We start from the raw sequence: 16,600 nt of genomic DNA, 5'->3' as shown, positions 1-16,600 counted from the left end.
AAAAGTTGAATAAGCTCTTGAATGAAGAAAACGCTATTGACAGTAACCAAAAATTACCTTAAAGTGAAAGCGTAAACATGTATAATATTTCATGTGACTAGGGAAAACTAGGCATGAAAAGTCTGTCTGAAGTAATTACTTTAGGTTGTCTTTTCATGCCTAATTTTTATATAGAATACTTAGTAGAGGAGGAAGTTGATTAAATTATCAGAAAAAAGTGTTTGGAAAAGTCGGATTGGTTGCTTAAAAATAGAAAGATATGGGGAAAAATATGATTAAAAAAATAATAGTCGTTGTTGCTTTCATGCTTACAGGCTTCTCGCTAACTGCGATGAGTGCCTCTGCAGAAGAAATAACTGATTTATTTTTACAAAAAGAAGTGACATATTCTGGTGTGGAAGGAGGAAAAATTGGAGAGAATTGGAAATACCCTCAATTTGTTGGCGAAAAAGCTGTCGATGGCGATGAAACAACACGCTGGTCCGCTGATAAGCAAGATGAACAATGGTTAATTGTTGATTTGGGTGAAGTAAAAAACATTGGCGAACTCGTTTTACAGTTGCATGCAGAAAGTCCTGTGTATGAAATCTTAGTTTCAACAGATGGTGAAAGCTATCAATCTATCTTTAAAGAAGAGAATGGGCAAGGTGGCCAACCTACTAAAAAATATATTGATGGCAATAATGTACAAGCACGTTTTGTAAAATATCAGCAGATGAAAATGTGGCAACACACAAATAAGCAATTTTACAGTTCAAGTATTATTTCGTTTGAAGCATATGAAAAAAAACGACTGCCAGAAGCGATTAAACTTTTAACAGAGAACCTGACTATTAGTGAAAAAAGAAAGCAACAGCTAGCCTTTGAAGTGTCACCAGCTGGAGTAGATATTACAGAAGATCAGATTGAGTGGTCAAGTAGTGATCCTACTATTGTGACGGTTGACCAAACGGGTAATTTAACAGCAGTTAAGAGTGGTGAAGCGAAGGTAACAGTCAAAATTAAAGGAACAGAAATTAGTGATACAATTCCTGTGACTGTTGTAGCAGAAAATAAACAATATGCGGAAATGCGAGCAAAATGGAAAATGCGATTGTTAGGTACAACGCAGTATGATAACGATGCAGATGTGCAACAGTATCGTGCCCAGATTGCTACGGAGAGTTTAGCATTGTGGCAAACGCTTAATCAAGCAGTAGATCGTGGGTATCTGTGGGAACGAAAACCATCGGATACAGTGTCTGCTGATTACACGACTCAATTTACCAATATTAAAAAATTAGCGTTAGGCTACTATGAACCATCAAGTGAGCTTTTTGAAAAATCGGAAGTTTATGATGCGATTGTTAAAGGCATTGAATTTATGATTGATACAAAAAAATACAATGGAACGTATTACACAGGTAATTGGTGGGATTGGCAAATTGGTTCCGCGCAGCCGCTAACAGATACATTGATTTTATTACATGATGACCTATTGAATACAGATGCAGAAAAATTAAATAAATTTACTGCTCCGCTGATGCTGTATGCAAAAGATCCAAACATACAATGGCCAATTTATCGTGCAACAGGGGCTAACTTAACAGATATTTCAATCACCGTTTTAGGTACTGGACTTTTGTTAGAAGATAATCAACGCCTAGTACAAGTACAAGAAGCTGTTCCGTCCGTTTTAAAAAGTGTTTCCTCTGGTGATGGCTTATATCCTGATGGTTCCTTGATTCAACATGGTTATTTTCCGTACAACGGCAGTTACGGGAATGAGTTGCTAAAAGGGTTTGGACGAATTCAGACTATTTTACAAGGTTCCGACTGGGAGATGAATGACCCTAACATTAGTAATTTATTTAATGTTGTTGATAAAGGTTACTTACAATTGATGGTAAATGGAAAAATGCCATCGATGGTTTCTGGTAGAAGTATTTCCAGAGCGCCAGAAACGAATCCTTTTACTACAGAGTTTGAATCGGGTAAAGAAACAATAGCTAATTTAACCTTAATTGCAAAATTTGCACCAGAAAATTTAAGAAATGACATTTATACATCTATCCAAACATGGCTTCAACAAAGTGGGTCATACTATCATTTCTTTAAAAAACCAAGAGATTTTGAAGCGTTAATTGACTTGAAAAATGTGGTGAATAGTGCGTCACCTGCCCAAGCGACACCAATGCAATCTTTAAATGTATATGGTTCGATGGATCGAGTCCTACAGAAAAATAACGAATATGCGGTGGGGATCAGTATGTATTCACAACGTGTCGGAAACTATGAATTTGGGAATACGGAAAATAAAAAAGGCTGGCATACAGCAGACGGCATGCTTTATTTATACAATCAAGACTTTGCTCAGTTTGATGAAGGATACTGGGCAACGATCGATCCATATCGATTACCAGGAACGACAGTTGACACAAGAGAATTGGCAAATGGTGCTTATACAGGGAAACGCAGTCCCCAGTCATGGGTAGGTGGCTCAAATAATGGACAGGTTGCCTCTATAGGAATGTTTTTAGATAAAAGTAATGAAGGAATGAACTTAGTTGCTAAAAAATCTTGGTTCTTATTAGATGGTCAAATCATTAATTTGGGAAGTGGCATTACTGGTACGACAGATGCTTCGATTGAAACAATCCTCGATAATCGGATGATTCATCCACAGGAAGTGAAGCTTAACCAAGGTTCAGACAAAGATAATTCTTGGATTAGTTTAAGCGCAGCGAATCCATTGAATAACATTGGCTATGTTTTTCCTAATTCAATGAATACGCTTGATGTTCAAATAGAAGAACGCTCTGGTCGCTACGGAGATATTAACGAATACTTTGTTAATGATAAAACCTATACAAATACATTTGCTAAAATTAGTAAAAATTATGGCAAGACTGTTGAAAATGGTACTTACGAATATTTAACAGTGGTTGGGAAAACGAATGAAGAAATCGCAGCTCTTTCTAAAAACAAAGGCTATACTGTTCTAGAAAATACAGCAAACTTACAAGCCATTGAAGCAGGTAATTATGTCATGATGAATACATGGAATAATGACCAAGAAATTGCAGGACTGTATGCGTATGATCCAATGTCGGTTATTTCAGAAAAAATTGATAACGGTGTTTATCGCTTAACTCTTGCGAATCCTTTACAAAATAATGCATCCGTTTCTATTGAATTTGATAAGGGCATTCTTGAAGTAGTCGCAGCGGACCCAGAAATTTCTGTTGACCAAAATATTATCACTTTAAATAGTGCGGGGTTAAATGGCAGCTCGCGTTCAATCACAGTTAAAACAACTCCTGAAGTAACGAAAGAAGCGTTAGAAAAATTAATTCAGGAACAAAAAGAACACCAAGAAAAAGACTACACCGCAAGTAGCTGGAAAGTCTACAGCGAAGCATTGAAACAAGCACAAACTGTGGTAGATCAAGCAACAGCAACGCAAGCAGAAGTAGACCAAGCAGAAGCAAAACTACGCTCGGCAGTGAAGCAATTGGTAAAAGTACCAACCAAAGAAGTAGATAAAACCAACTTGTTGAAAATCATCAAAGAAAACGAGAAAAACCAAGAAAAAGACTACACCGCAAGTAGCTGGAAAGCCTACAGCGAAGCACTGAAACAAGCGCAAACTGTGGCAGATCAAACAACAGCGACACAAGCAGAAGTAGACCAAGCAGAAGCAAAACTACGCTCGGCAGTGAAGCAATTGGCAAAAGTGCCAACTAAAGAAGTAGATAAAACCAACTTGTTGAAAATCATCAAAGAAAACGAGAAAAACCAAGAAAAAGACTACACCGCAAGCAGCTGGAAAGTCTACAGCGAAGCATTGAAACAAGCACAAACTGTGGTAGATCAAGCAACAGCAACGCAAGCAGAAGTAGACCAAGCAGAAGCAAAACTACGCTCGGCAGTGAAGCAATTGGTAAAAGTGCCAACTAAAGAAGTAGATAAAACCAACTTGTTGAAAATCATCAAAGAAAACGAGAAACACCAAGAAAAAGACTACACCGCAAGCAGCTGGAAAGTCTACAGCGAAGCATTGAAACAAGCACAAACTGTGGCAGATCAAACAACAGCAACGCAAGCAGAAGTAGACCAAGCAGAAGCAGAGCTACGCTTGGCAGTGAAGCAATTAACATTGAAAAATAGTGGGGAAAATAAAAAGGAACAAAAAAATGGGGGGAATAATGGACACTTAAATACTAGTACAGGAGTTGATCAAACTGGTACGAAACAAGTTAAGCCATCAAGCCAAGGTGGTTTCAGAAAAGCTAGCCAATTTTTACCGAGCACAGGAGAAAAGAAATCGATCGCGCTTGTGATTATTGGTCTTCTAGCTATCGCCAGTGGGTGTCTTTTAGTTTTTCGTAAAAGTAAATCGAAGAAGTAAAAAATTACGGATTCACTAAAAACATAATAAAAAAGCAGACTTCCATACAAGAAGTCTGCTTTTTCATTAATTACTCCGCTTCCGCATTTTGCAAGTCAGCGACATCAGTCAGATAAGTGGCTTCATCCAACAAATCTTCCGAATGTGCGACATAAATCGCAGTGGCGCTATCACCAACCACGTTTAGGCTAGTAACGAGCATTTCGATTGGACGATTAATGGCTAAAATCAATGAATACGTCGCAATCGCAATCTCATTGTTATAGTTTAAACCAGTTAAAATAGTGAAAAGGATAATTCCGCCAGCGCCAGGTGCCGCCGGTGTACCAATAGATGACATTAAAGCTAAAATGGCAATCAAGGCAATATTAGCTGGTGTCACTTCATAACCAGCTACGCCCGCCACAAAAATAGCCGCAATTACTTGCATAATCGCTGTGCCGTTCATATTAATAGTCATTCCTAACGGCAAGACAAAGGCGGCAACATCGCTGTCGACACCTAACTCTTCAACCGTTGTTTTTGTATTTAACGGTAAAGTGGCTGCCGAAGAAGAAGTAGAAAATCCAAAGACCACAACTTTCATAATCTTTTTAATAAAAGGAACAGGATTTAATTTTGTCGCAAATAAGATAAATAATGGGTAACCGATCATCAAAAAGGCTAAGAGCGTCGCTGTCGTTGTTACGACGTAGACTAACGCTGGTTTTAAATAATCAATCCCATAAGAAGCAAACGTCCGAACTAACAACATAAAGACGGCGATAGGAGCAAATTTAGTAATTACAAAGGTTAAAAATAACGTGACCATCGCATTGACTTCTTCAATTAATTTTTTGAAAACACGAATTTTATCCCCTAATGCATTAATACATAAACCAGTAATCACTGCCAACACAACAACAGCTAAAATCGCACCATTGTCGCTAAATGCAGAACCGATATTTTTCGTGACAGCATTGACAATCACCATTAATGGGTTGCCGCTCGTACTTACTTCGACAGGAGCTAGCGTTTCAGATAACGACACATTAAAAGCGCCAGTTAAATATACGCTATAGCCCACAATTCCTGCCGTTAATAGAGCAATCAGTGACATCGATAAAAAGCCAAAAATTGTTTTATAAGAAATTCGTCCTAATTTTTGCGTATCGGTAATATGACAAATGGCTAAAGTAATTGAAGTAAAGACCATCGGAACAATCACTAATTGTAGGCCGTTGATAAATAGTTGACCAATAATATAGAAAAGCCCAATCGCAGATTGTCCTTTTTCAGGATCTGAAATATCTTGGAAAAGAATCTGATTGATTGTCTGCCACACAGCGCCTTGATTGCTGCGAATAAGGTGCTCTCTTAAAAATAAAAAGCCGAGCCCAACGATTAATCCTCCCACCAATGAAATCACCATTTTTTTGGTAAATGAGATACCTTTCACTTCACGTTTTTTCTTTTCCACTTTGTTGCCTCCCAAATAAATTGATTAAGCACCGCGCAAAAAAAGCCTTGCACACAAAAAAAGGGCAAGACATCTCGTATCATTCACTATACAAAAATACAGAATTTTACAGAACTTTGCCTTGTTAGCCTCTCGGACTATCTTAAAGGTACTTTTCCACATACTAAGGGAAACTACGAGAATTGTCAATTCTTTTTTACTTAGGGGGGTGTTATTTTTGAAGAAAGAAAGTGATCTTTACCATTTCCGCAGATACCGCAGCCAAAAAAGAACTACAACGGATTCTTTTGCAGTATAATAGAAAATAGAAACGAAAGAACAGGCACCAACACAAAGGAGGTATTTTTATGAAAGCCACTCAACTTTCTAGTGAAACCCTTGACCGAGCGCATGAACGTTTTGAAGAAACACTTGCGCAAATGACCGTTGCCGAAGCAAACACGATGCCCGCTCCATTAATCAAGTCTGTTACTTGGCTGATGTGGCACACAGCCAGAGAATTAGACCTACAAATTTCCGCACTTAATCATAGTGAGCCGTTATGGCTTAGCCAACACTGGACAGAAAAATTTGCCTTGGATTTGCCAGATGAGACAGAAGACTGGCATCACACACCAGAAGAAGCGGCGAAAGTCGTGGTGGCAGAAAAGCAATTGCTTAGTGACTATTTGGCTGCTAGTGTGGCACTTACCAAAAGCTATTTAGACCAAATCAAAGAAGAACAATTGTCAGACGTGATTGATAAAAATTGGACCCCGCCGGTGACTAGACAAGTCCGTTTAGTTTCAGCGATTGATGATGCAGTGATGCATTCTGGGCAAGCCGTTTATACACGAAGATTAGTCATTGGAAAATGATAAATAAGCAAAAACAAAAATGCTTCTGCTTAAGCAGGAGCATTTTTTATTGAGAGAAAAATACATAAAAATAATGAACGAAGAACTGTCCACTTTTTCCCTAGTTGAAACGTTGTATAAGTGAAAGGAGAAATTAGATGAAAAAGGAGGCAAATTTTGACGAAGTACTATTTTCTTTGGGGCAAGAAGTCATCCAAGTCTTGATTCGCCGAGGAGCAAGTCTTGAGGATGCACAAGATGCAGTGTCGCAAACGTATACAACGATTTTTTCAATATTACCTGAAATTACATCAGAAAATCTACGCCCGTGGTTTTTCCGAGTAACATTTAATTACTACATTACGATGTATCGAAAAAAGAAACGAGAACGCACTTTTGTGGCAAACAGCCATCCTGTGCAATCAATAGAAAAAATGGAAGGGCAAGAGTTATTATTATTGATCGATTCCTTAAAAGATGAGGAACAAGAACTAGTACTTTTGAAATATTATTATCAATTATCGTATGCCGAGATTGCGTTGATTTTAGAATTATCTGTTGAAAATGTTCGCAAAAAATTGTATCGCACACGTCAAAAATTAAAAAAAGAACTGGAGGAATAGAAGTGGATTTAAAAAAAAGTATTCGTAAAGCGAAAAGAAAACAATTTATCGTGATTGGTGCCATAACCGTTGTTAGTTTTGCCGTATTGTTTGTCGGTTTTTTTGTGGGAATGGATAAATTTTCGACGAAAAACTATCATACCCTACTAGAAGTAATTAATGATCAAGAAATGATTGCTTCACCAAACACTCAATTAGATTCCCAAGTAATTGCTAATAGTTCGCCTTTTGGGGGCGAAGTTGTAACTAATCGTTCAAAAAATATTGATGGTTACACGGTGGAGTGGAGTAATTTACGTAGCAGATATAGCTTTTTCAGAAATTCGATTGACTGGAATGAAGTCTATCCTGGTAGCTATTATTCTTCTAAGAATTTTTATGAATACAACCGACAAACCAAGCAGAAAGTAGCATCTTTTTATAACCCAGCGATTACCAATTACTATGGTGGTATCAAAAACGAATTAAGTGAATTAGATAAAATGGAAAACCAAGTAGCGGAAGTGGCGATTTCTTTTGATAAACCTTATCCATATGAAGAAGTCCGCAAAATGTTACCGAGCAATGTCAACTTAGTTTGGCTCTATGTTTACTCCGAAATGGTTAATGAAGCAGAAGGTCCTTCTGGTACGCTGCCTTATGGTTTTCAATTAAGCATGGACGATCACAACGAAATATTTGATCCTGAAAACGACAAGCAACACTTTTTTGAAACCTTAGAAAAATCCCCCTTGTTTGCTGACAACCAAGAAGGCCAAAAGTTTATCCAACAAAATAAAAATAAAAAAGTCGAAAAATTACCTATTTGGGGAGTCATGCTTACCGGACAAACCAAAAATTTCAAAGCCTTACAAAATGAACCTTTTGTTCGTGGGGCTTCAATTGGCGTGACCGCACCTATCGTTCCTTATATTCAGCCAGAGAAATAAACGTTCTTCAGAACTCTAAGCCTTCCGACTGATTTTGCTTCAACGATATTGTCAGTAAAAATAGAAAACGTTATAATAGAATGGATCACAGGAAGTGCTTCTACAATGCGTGGGAGCACTTTTTTTACTTATCTATGAGGAGGGCAAGTGAATGTTTTTTAATTTTATTGGGTTAACGTTATTTTTTGGTATCGGGATCTTAGTTGCGAATGGCGCCAAAATTGTAGCGAATAAAGGGAAAAAGAGTAAGGGGACTATTCTATTAATGGCGATTGAATTGCTCTTGTTAGGTATCTTTTTATTTGTGACTTTGCCAAGTAAAAATCTTTCAACCGTGTTATGGATTAATCTGATTGGCGCAGTGATTGCTAGTGGGGTGTTATTAAGTACACGCTTAGCTAGTAAAGTCGAAGTTCCTGGTATCCCAAAGGGCCGCAAAGAAGTAGGGAAGAATACCAACAAAACGGCTAACAAAGACTGGTCTGGCAAAATTTTGGGTGTTGCCGTTTTGGCAATGATTTTGTTGACTATTGTCAGTAGTATTACCAGAATCTCTTCTATTGATGAAATTTATCAAACGATTCCTTTAAAAACGGAAGAAAAAGCTGAAGTTTTAACTTCGGCGAAAGAAACACCCATTGCGATTGCACCACAAACGGCGAAACGAAAAATGTTACAGAAATTTTCCGTCATTCCCAATTCCAATATGTTTACTTTGGATGGTATAACGGCACAAGTTGTCAATGGCGAGTATGTTTATGTAGCAACAGTCGAATTTAATGGCTTCTTTAAATGGCTAAAACTGGGGGAAGTACCTGGCTATTTCATCATTAGTGCGACAGATATCAACGCACAGCCAGAATTTGTAGAAAAACCAATTGTTTATACTCCTTCAGCTTACTTTGGCAAAGATGCCGCACGAAAAATTTATTCCGCTTATCCAGGTTATGCAGCAACGGGCACAATCAATTTAGAGCTGGACGACCAAGGGAATCCTTACTATATTCAAACGCTTTACAAAGAGTATGGGGTTTCTGGTCGCATGCACTATAATGAATTTAAAACGGCGGTATTAAATGCTACAACAGGAGAAGTTAACGTTTATGACAGTCAAAAAGCCCCAAGTTTCGTTGATGCGCCGATTACTAGCTCAGCGGCGAATAGCTTAAATGAATTCTTTGGTCGTTACAGTCAAGGCTGGTGGAACCAGACAATGTTTGGTGCCAAAAAAGATGTTAAAATTCCAACTGAAAATGGTATTTATGCATCAGGACAAATTACGCCGATGATGAACAAGGAAGGGAACCAGTTGCTTTATTTTACGGACTTTACAAGTAGTGAAAAAGACCAAGATTCCGCTTTAGGTTATTCCTTAATCAATGCCCGAACAGGCCAAGTTACGTATTATCGTGATACTAAAGTCGGCATTATGGATAGTGATGGCGCCATTTCTATCGCTTCAAAAATTTATCCAGAAAAGAAATGGAAAGCTAGTATGCCAGTCCTTTATAACATTGATGGCGTGCCAACGTGGATTGTTTCGTTAATGGACAGTAAAGGGATTTTCAAAAAATATGTCTATATAAACGCCGTAGATAATGATATTGTGATTGATGCAGACACGGCACAAGGCGCATTAGACGCTTATCGAATTGAGTTAGTAACAAAAGGAAGCAACAATGAAAATACAGACAAAGCCAACTTGAAAACGATGCAAGGTAAAGTAGCTCGTGTCTCAGTAGTAGCTGGGGAAGCGCAAACGGTAGTTTCATTTTTACTAGAAGATGAAAAAACCATTTTTAGCGTAACGACTAATAACAGTCCGCTGGCGCTATTCTTAAAAGAGGGCGACCAAGTGACATTTAAAGCCGTAGTGACTGAAAATGCTAAAGCAGCGAATGTTGAAGAATTGAAAATTGCAGGATTAAACTAAATAAAACACCTCTTTTCTATAGAAAAGAGGTGTTTTATTCTTGGAAAAGAAGAAAAATCCACTTATTTCTGCTATGATAAGAGAGAAAAAGAATACGAAGGAGCTTCGCCCATGCGCAACATAAAATTAACCATTGAATATGATGGTAAAAGATACTCAGGTTGGCAACGACTAGGTAATTCAGAGAAAACGATTCAAGGGAAAATTGAAAGTATTTTAACACAAATGACAGGTGAACCGATTGAAATTATTGGCTCAGGCAGAACGGATGCCGGCACACATGCACGTGGTCAAGTAGCGAATTTTAAAACGACTAGTTCACTAACAACAACCGAAATGTTATCCTTTTTAAATCGATATTTACCTGGCGATATTGTTGTTAAAGAAGTTACAGAAATGCCTGAACGTTTTCATGCACGGTATAACGCCACAGGCAAACAATACAGCTACTATGTTTGGAATAGCCCAATTCCTAATGCCTTTGAACGGTATCATAGTTTTCACTTTCCCAAAGCGTTGGATCAAGAAAAAATGGAACAAGCTTGCCAAAAATTAATAGGGACCCATGATTTTATTGGCTTTTCAGCATTGAAAAAAACCAAAAAATCGACTACTCGAACGATTGAAAAGATTACGATTGAAAGAAACGGCGAAATGTTACAGTTCACTTTTGTGGGCAATGGGTTCTTGCATAAAATGGTCCGCATCCTCGTTGGGACACTTTTAGAAATTGGTGCAGGCACCAAAGAATTAGCGATAATTGATGAATTGTTCGCAACAAAAGTCCGAGAAGGCGCAGGTGAAACGGCTCCTGCACAAGGGTTGTTTTTAGATGAAGTGTATTATAAATAAACAACTTTAGAGGTGGGAGAAAAGTGAATAAAGATTGGAAAAAACTAAAAGCGTCTAATGAAGGTATTCCAACATTTGAATCATTAATGCCATATACTTTAGAAGTTTTGAAAGATGGAGATGTACTGAACAGAAAGATCATTTTAAAGCGTATTATTCAGTTCTTAGATATTCCGGATGAAATTGCCTCAATGATGTATCCAAACTACCCTCAAGGAGATGGGATTTTAGCAAATCGTTTCAGCTTTGCTATCAGCGATTTGTATAAAGCTGGAGCTGTTGAACGGATTAAACGAGGTATGTATCAAATAACAGAACTAGGTTTGGATTTATTAAATAATTATGGTGAAAAAATCAATAGAAAACTTTTGGAACAACAACCTGCATATCAAAAATATATGCAAGAATTAGTCGAACGGAATAATCGTGTTGGAACGACTACTATCGAAGCAAGCGCACCAATTGAAAGTGCTAAAATAGACATTGAGGATATGATCAACAATCAAAATAATCAAATTGCGATTGAACTATTAAATAAAGTTCGACAAGTGGAGCCAGTATTTTTTGAAAAGCTAGTTATACATTTATTGGAGACAATGGGATATAGTGGAAAACACGGAACGGCAGTTGTTACATCCAAATCAAATGATGGTGGAATAGATGGTATCATCAATCAGGATCCATTAGGAACTAGTACTGTTTATGTTCAAGCAAAGCGATATCACGAAACTAATACCATTGGTCGCCCTGCTATACAAGGATTTTATGGCGCTTTAGCTGCTGTAAATGCAGATAGAGGAGTTTTTATAACAACTTCTAGTTTTAGTGCTAATGCGCACGAATTTGCCAAAAATCAAGGGATAGTTTTAATAGATGGTATTAAATTAACAGAGCTCATGTTAGAGTTTGGTGTTGGTGTAGAAATAGCCAAGACGTACAAGCTATTTAGAATTGATAATGATTACTTTGAAGATGAGCTTTAGCTTATTATAAATAACAAAAAATAAATTTTCTTTAACCACACCAATTAAAAAGTTGAACTTCATCTAAAAAGTGCTAACGTTAAGAAGAGATTAACAATAGAAAGAGGTCATTTTTTTGCTATCTTTACTTATTTCTGTCAAAAAATTATTTTCATCTTTTTTAGGTATCTTAAAAAAAGAAGACACTCGTGCCTTGTTCTTTTTACTGGCAACCACGTTGTTGAGTGGGACTATTTTTTATTCAACAGTGGAAAAATTGTCGCCATTAGATTCGTTATATTTAAGTTTCATGACGTTAACCACGATTGGTTATGGAGATGTGCATCCAGTTACTGACTTGGGAAAAATTTTCACCATGGTTTATGCTACAGTAGGCTTGGGGATTATGGCTATGTTTATTTCGGTCGTAGCAAAATCCTACTTGTATTCTAAACAAAGTCATCACCACCATCACCATAAAAACAAAGAACATTCAGCGGAAAAGTCTTCAGAAAAATAGACGAAATTGATGAGTTGACCAAGTGTTTCTCGAAAAATGAAAGTTTTTTGAGAAACACTCTTTTTTTATCTTAATAATTATGGTAGTATGTCCCAAACTGTATTTTATTTTAAAGGAGCGTGAAGTGAATGGTCAAAGCGATTCGGAAATTATCGTTAATTCAAAAAATCATGATAGGGATTGTGATTGGAACCACCTTGGGTTTCTTGGTGCCAGAATGGACCTTCATCAGCGTTCTTGGTGAATTGTTTGTGGGCGCCTTAAAAGCAATTGCGCCGATTTTAGTTTTTGTTTTAATTATTGCGTCGCTAGCCCAACAAAAGGCTGGGGCGAAAACATATGTTGGATCAATTTTAGTTGTGTATCTGTTAGCGACATTTTTGGCAGCTGTTGTTGCCGTGACGGCAAGCTATCTGTTTCCCGTTAAGATTGTCTTGGAGGCGGCGCAGGAAGCGCAAGCAGCCCCAACGCAACTTAGTGATGTTTTAAGTAATGTGTTAACAAGCGTTGTCCAAAATCCGATTCAAGCGATGATTGAAGGCAATTATTTATCTGTTTTATTTTGGTCCTCATTAATCGGTATTGGGTTACGTCAAAGTTCGGTCGCTACCAAGGATGTGATTGCCAATCTTTCAACAGGGATTACCACGGTCGTTCAAATGATTATCGGCATTGCGCCAATTGGAATTCTAGGTTTGGTGTTTCATTCGGTGGCAACAACAGGCATTGCAGGGTTAGCCAAGTATGGTCAGTTACTATTATTGTTAATTGGTACGATGGCCGTGGTTGCTTTAGTCGTTTATCCAGCGATTGTTTTTTGGAATATTCGGCAAAATCCGTATCCGTTAGTCTTTTTTGTATTAAAGGAAAGTGCGATTCCCGCATTCTTTACACGCAGTTCTGCGGCCAATATTCCCATTAATATGGAATTGGCGAAAGCAATGGATTTAAATGAAGAATCTTATGCGGTCTCTATTCCGCTGGGCGCAACGATTAATATGGGCGGCGCAGCCATTACGATTACCATTATGACATTGGCGGCAGTCCACACATTAGGCATGTCCGTGCCAATCTATTTAGCATTATTGTTGAGTATCATCGCCGCTGTTTCTGCTTGTGGGGCTTCAGGAATTGCTGGTGGTTCCTTGTTGTTAATTCCGCTTGCATGTAGTTTGTTTGGCATTTCCAATGACATTGCCATGCAAGTCGTCGGCGTTGGCTTTATCGTCGGCGTAGTCCAAGATTCCATTGAAACAGCGTTGAACTCTTCTAGTGACTTGTTGTTTACCACCTCAGTTGAGTTAGCAGACCGACGTAAAAATGGTGAAATTATTGATGTCAAAGCGTTAATTGGCAAAAGTCAATTGGTGGTCGAACAAGAAAATATTTAAAAGAAAGGAACAACCCGCTAAAATGCGGGTTGTTCCTTTCTTTAATAATCTCGGCCCCATTTTTTTCAGGGGCCACTGAAATTATCGACCATTTTGTGAAGAAAATCCTCTCTATAATAAAGGTATCAAGTAAATAGGAGGTACACGAAATGAAATGGTATCAACTTTCCTCAACAAAAGTAATCGAGCAGACTAAGACGAAGCAAACGGGTCTTTCTAGTGAAGAACGTCAGCAACGTTTACAAACGAATGGTCCAAATAAAATTGAAGAAAAACAACAACTGAAAACATGGCAAAAGCTAGCCAAACATTTTACAGATTTACTAATGGTGGTCTTACTCGCTGCCGCAATTCTAAAATTTGCCACAGGCGAAGTGGTCGAAGGAAGTATCATTTTTCTAGTGGTACTTGTCAATGGCTTTGTCGGTTATTGGCAAGAGCGTAAAGCAGAAGAATCATTAGACGGCCTGAAACAGATGATGGGCCAAGAGGCAGTCGTTCTAATTGATGGACAAAAAACAACCGTTTCTTCTGAAACATTGGTTCTAGGAGATGTAGTCACGTTACAAGCTGGCGATGTAGTCCCAGCAGATTTGCGCTTATTTGATGTTCATAATCTGATGATTGAAGAATCAATTTTGACAGGCGAATCAGAAGCCGTGGGGAAAATTACCGGTTCCTTGAATGAGGAATTGCCAACAGGCGATCAAAAGAATTTGGCTTTTTCAGGAACACTTGTCCAAGCAGGTTCGGCCTTAGGTGTTGTAGTAGAAACAGGAGATTCCACTGAAGTTGGAAAAATTAATCACGCGTTGCAGTCAGTAGATCAAAAAACAACGCCGCTCGTACGGAAAATGCACCAATTAAACAAGCAAATTTTCCAAGGGATTATGGTCTTGATCTTGTTCCTGATTTTCTTTACCACTTTTCGTCATGGCATGGAATGGAGCCTCTTATTTTCTGCGATGATTGCATTAATTGTAGCAATGATTCCAGAAGGCTTACCTGCTGTGTTAACGATGATTTTATCGATGGGTGTTCATGAGATGGCTAGAGAAAATGCGATTATTAAAGGCATGCCTTCCGTTGAAACATTAGGCTCAATGACAGTTATCTGTTCAGACAAGACAGGAACGCTAACTAAAAATGAAATGACGGTAATGGATGTAGTGACTGAAGAAATGACCATTGTCAAAGAGATTATGGCCAACTGTCAAGAATTGAAATTACAAGACCAACAAAAAATCGCCGACTTGCAGGGGAATCCTACCGAGTTAGCTTTACTACAATATGTTGATCAGGATCAACTGTCTTTACGCCCTGTAGAAAAGAAAATTCCGTTTAGTTCAAGTTATAAATACATGGCCACTCGCCATCCGCAAGCAGAAGGTTCAATTATTTATGTCAAAGGTGCGCCAGAAGTATTGTTACAACTTTCTACGTTATCTGATAATCAAAAAGATGCTTGGCAAGCACAAGCTGCGCAATTAGCGCAAAAAGGACAACGGGTATTAGGTTTCGCTTATAAGACAGTTACGTCACAACAGGAACTGACACATGAAACATTGTCAGGATTGACGTTTGCTGGACTGGCAGGCATCATCGATCCGCCAAAAAAAAGTGCCATTCAAGCCGTCAAAGAATCTCAAGAAGCAGGTATTTCCGTCAAAATGATTACCGGAGACCATAAAGATACAGCGCAAGCCATTGGCGAGCAGGTTGGTTTAAAGCATACGAAAAAAGTCCTTGAAGGATTAGAAATTGATGTTATGTCAGATGAAGAATTAGCTCAGCACGTTCAAAAAGTCGATGTATTTGCACGAACGACGCCAGAACATAAATTACGAATTGTCACGGCGTTACAAAACAATGGCGAAATTGTCGGAATGACCGGCGATGGTGTAAACGATGCGCCAGCACTAAAGAAAGCCGATGTCGGAATTGCCATGGGAATTAAAGGAAGTGAAGTAACCAAACAAGCCGCAGATATGGTTTTGGCAGATGATAATTTCCATACGATTGCTAAGGCCGTGAAAGAAGGACGCCGCATTTTTGATAACTTGAAAAAGACGATTACTTTCTTCTTGCCAACTTCTTTGGCACAAGGTTTAATTGTTGTCTGGGCGCTTTTAATGAATCATCCTCTACCGTTGACACCTGTCCAGATATTATGGGTAAACATGGTAACTACGATTACTTTGTCTTATGCATTAGGTTTTGAAAAAGCGAGTGCTGATACCATGAAACGACCACCAAGAGATGTCAACGAAGGCATTTTAACAAAGTACAGTATTTTTAGAATCGTCTATGTGTCGGTACTCATTATGGTACCAGGTTACCTTATGGCATTACAATTTGAGGGCCAAGCCTTACAGCAAACGTTCCTCTTACAAAGTATCGTCTTAGCGCAAGCAGCGTATATGATCAACTGTCGTAAGTTGGTTGATCCGTCGTTAAGCACAGGATTTTTCCAAAATAAAGTGTTGTTTGCTTCATTAGGAATCCTCTTTTTGCTACAAGCGCTAGTAGTTTACTGGCCAGTAGCGCAGCAATTAATTGGCACAACTTCTTTAAATGGCCTTCAATTAGCAATGATTTTCGTCCATGTTGTGAGTCTGTTTTTCCTTGTTGAAGGGGAAAAATATATAACCAAACGATTCATGACGAAAGAAAGCCAAAAAACTAGCGAATGTCCTCGCTAGTTT

General features: G+C 38.2%; 11 protein-coding genes. 10 read left to right on the top strand and 1 reads right to left on the bottom strand.

The window, feature by feature from the left end:
- The first annotated feature begins 271 nt into the window (after nt 1-271).
- Nucleotides 272-4,390 carry an EF3023 family LPXTG-anchored polysaccharide lyase gene (locus IGL56_RS11555; protein WP_080477293.1) on the top strand — a complete coding sequence of 1,373 codons (4,119 nt, stop codon included), beginning with the start codon at nt 272-274 and terminating at the stop codon, nt 4,388-4,390.
- A 70-nt stretch (nt 4,391-4,460) separates the two neighbouring features.
- Here IGL56_RS11555 and IGL56_RS11550 read toward each other — a convergent pair whose 3' ends face one another.
- Nucleotides 4,461-5,864, bottom strand: a complete 1,404-nt coding sequence (locus IGL56_RS11550) for a dicarboxylate/amino acid:cation symporter (protein WP_002387350.1) — start codon at nt 5,862-5,864, stop codon at nt 4,461-4,463.
- 332 nt (nt 5,865-6,196) lie between these two features.
- Here IGL56_RS11550 and gst point away from each other — a divergent pair, with 332 nt between their 5' ends.
- The 9 genes from gst to IGL56_RS11505 all read left to right on the top strand — a co-directional run bounded on the left by gst (nt 6,197) and on the right by IGL56_RS11505 (nt 16,597).
- Nucleotides 6,197-6,706, top strand: a complete 510-nt coding sequence (gst, locus tag IGL56_RS11545; protein ID WP_002355026.1) for a DinB family glutathione transferase — start codon at nt 6,197-6,199, stop codon at nt 6,704-6,706.
- A gap of 137 nt (nt 6,707-6,843) precedes the next feature.
- Entirely contained in the window at nt 6,844-7,308 is a 465-nt protein-coding gene (locus tag IGL56_RS11540; protein ID WP_002355030.1) for an RNA polymerase sigma factor, read from the top strand.
- A gap of 2 nt (nt 7,309-7,310) precedes the next feature.
- Nucleotides 7,311-8,237: an anti-sigma factor gene (locus tag IGL56_RS11535; protein ID WP_231428270.1), complete on the top strand. Its 927-nt coding sequence runs from the start codon at nt 7,311-7,313 to the stop codon at nt 8,235-8,237.
- Between the two features lie 151 nt (nt 8,238-8,388).
- The gene (locus IGL56_RS11530) at nt 8,389-10,170 is read left to right on the top strand and encodes a hypothetical protein (RefSeq protein ID WP_002403446.1); all 1,782 of its coding nucleotides are present in this window, start codon (nt 8,389-8,391) and stop codon (nt 10,168-10,170) included.
- 111 nt (nt 10,171-10,281) lie between these two features.
- Entirely contained in the window at nt 10,282-11,022 is a 741-nt protein-coding gene (truA, locus tag IGL56_RS11525) for a tRNA pseudouridine(38-40) synthase TruA (protein WP_002355033.1), read from the top strand.
- Between the two features lie 23 nt (nt 11,023-11,045).
- A complete protein-coding gene (locus IGL56_RS11520) occupies nt 11,046-12,005 on the top strand; it encodes a restriction endonuclease (RefSeq protein ID WP_002383295.1) in 960 nt (319 codons plus the stop codon).
- 115 nt (nt 12,006-12,120) lie between these two features.
- The gene (locus tag IGL56_RS11515) at nt 12,121-12,504 is read left to right on the top strand and encodes a potassium channel family protein (protein ID WP_002355036.1); all 384 of its coding nucleotides are present in this window, start codon (nt 12,121-12,123) and stop codon (nt 12,502-12,504) included.
- Nucleotides 12,505-12,632: 128 nt separating this feature from the next.
- Nucleotides 12,633-13,895, top strand: coding sequence for a serine/threonine transporter SstT (gene sstT, locus IGL56_RS11510; RefSeq protein WP_002355037.1), 1,263 nt, complete (start codon nt 12,633-12,635; stop codon nt 13,893-13,895).
- A 149-nt stretch (nt 13,896-14,044) separates the two neighbouring features.
- Nucleotides 14,045-16,597 (top strand): cation-transporting P-type ATPase, encoded by a 2,553-nt coding sequence (locus IGL56_RS11505; protein ID WP_002392432.1) that lies wholly within the window; start codon nt 14,045-14,047, stop codon nt 16,595-16,597.
- Nucleotides 16,598-16,600 lie beyond the last annotated feature (3 nt).

The sequence above is a fragment of the Enterococcus sp. DIV1316a genome (assembly GCF_050536915.1).
GTDB lineage: Bacteria > Bacillota > Bacilli > Lactobacillales > Enterococcaceae > Enterococcus > Enterococcus faecalis.
The sequence above is the reverse complement of the archived record's forward strand: the minus strand, read 5'-3'. Positions and strand labels throughout refer to the sequence as shown.

Bases quoted from the DNA above. Each gene is read 5' to 3' on its own strand.
- IGL56_RS11555 (WP_080477293.1), top strand. From the start codon at position 272: ATGATTAAAAAAATAATAGTCGTTGTTGCTTTCATGCTTACAGGCTTC.
- gst (WP_002355026.1), top strand. From the start codon at position 6,197: ATGAAAGCCACTCAACTTTCTAGTGAAACCCTTGACCGAGCGCATGAA.
- IGL56_RS11540 (WP_002355030.1), top strand. From the start codon at position 6,844: ATGAAAAAGGAGGCAAATTTTGACGAAGTACTATTTTCTTTGGGGCAA.
- IGL56_RS11530 (WP_002403446.1), top strand. From the start codon at position 8,389: ATGTTTTTTAATTTTATTGGGTTAACGTTATTTTTTGGTATCGGGATC.
- truA (WP_002355033.1), top strand. From the start codon at position 10,282: ATGCGCAACATAAAATTAACCATTGAATATGATGGTAAAAGATACTCA.
- sstT (WP_002355037.1), top strand. From the start codon at position 12,633: ATGGTCAAAGCGATTCGGAAATTATCGTTAATTCAAAAAATCATGATA.
- IGL56_RS11505 (WP_002392432.1), top strand. From the start codon at position 14,045: ATGAAATGGTATCAACTTTCCTCAACAAAAGTAATCGAGCAGACTAAG.